The organism is Streptomyces sp. NPDC086080 (genome assembly GCF_044540255.1).
GTDB lineage: Bacteria > Actinomycetota > Actinomycetes > Streptomycetales > Streptomycetaceae > Streptomyces.
In genome coordinates this window covers 1-1,099 of the sequence record NZ_JBITRU010000117.1, presented here as the reverse complement: position 1 = coordinate 1,099, position 1,099 = coordinate 1, and the positions used below count along the sequence as shown (strand labels likewise).

The 1,099-nt window shown below is 68.0% G+C and carries 1 protein-coding gene; it reads right to left on the bottom strand.

What is annotated here, in order from left to right; translation table 11 throughout:
• Positions 1–24 precede the first annotated feature (24 nt).
• On the bottom strand, positions 25–1,099 hold a 1,075-nt coding region (locus ACIF9R_RS38345; protein WP_399987755.1), incomplete at its 5' end, for an IS701 family transposase.

The window sequence follows — 1,099 nt, the reverse complement described above, 5'->3', positions numbered from 1 at the left end:
TACTCCAGCTGTAGATCGTGATCTTCATGTCTGGGATGCGGCTTGTCGCTGGTAGTGACTGGTGCGTGATCGTGCCTGGTGGCGGCGGCGCCAGTCGGACCAGGCAAGCCGGTGGGCCGCGTCACGGACGGGCCGGACGACGAGCGCGATGAACAGGCGGCAGATCTCGTTGCAGGTCAGTGGGATCAGGCCGTCGGGCGTGGGTCGGTGTGCGTGTTCGTCGGCGCGGACGACGGCGAGGAAGGCGTGGGCCAGCATCGCGAGGGTGACCCAGCGGGCCCAGGAGGGGTAGCGGCGGACCTGGTGCTCATCCAGCCCGGCCAGCCCCTTCTCGGTCTGGAAGGTCTCCTCCACGCGCCATCTGGAGCCAGCAACCTTGACGAGGGTGGCCAGAGATGTCGGCGTGGTGGAGTGGCAGCGGTAGTAGGCGAGTTCGCCGGTGGTGCGGTTGCGGCGGATCAGCAGTTGATGGTGGCCCGGGGCCGGCTCGGCGAGGTCGATGACGGCCCAGTCGTAGAACCGGTGTCCCTTCGCGCCGCGTCCGGCCGAGAGCTTCTGCCAGGCCCGCTTCGGCACCTTCTTCACCAGGGCATCGGCGCGGAATGTGCCTGCGCCGGTGGGTACTTCGGCTGAGCAGGCCACGGCGAGGACATAGCCGATGCCGCGTTCCTCCAGAGCCGTACGGAGTCTTGGGTTGCCGCCGTAGACCTCGTCCCCGGTGACCCAGCCGACGTGGTGTCCGGCATCCAGAAACCGTTCGATCATCGTGCGGGCCAGTTCCGGCTTGGTCGCGAAGTCGGTGTCCTCGCCGAGTCCGGCTGCCCGGCAGCGGTCCGGGTCACACGTCCAGGAGCGTGGGATGTACAGCTCCCGGTCCACCGCCGCGTGCCCGCGCATCCCGGCGTAGACGAGGTAGACCGCGACCTGGGAGTTCTCTATCCGCCCGGCAGTTCCGGTGTACTGGCGCTGGACCCCGACAGTGCGGGTTCCCTTCTTCACGTCGCCGGTCTCGTCGACCACCAGGACCGCGGCATCGTCATAGAGGTGCTCGACGACGTATTCGCGCACGTCATCACGGACGGCATCGGCATCCCAGACG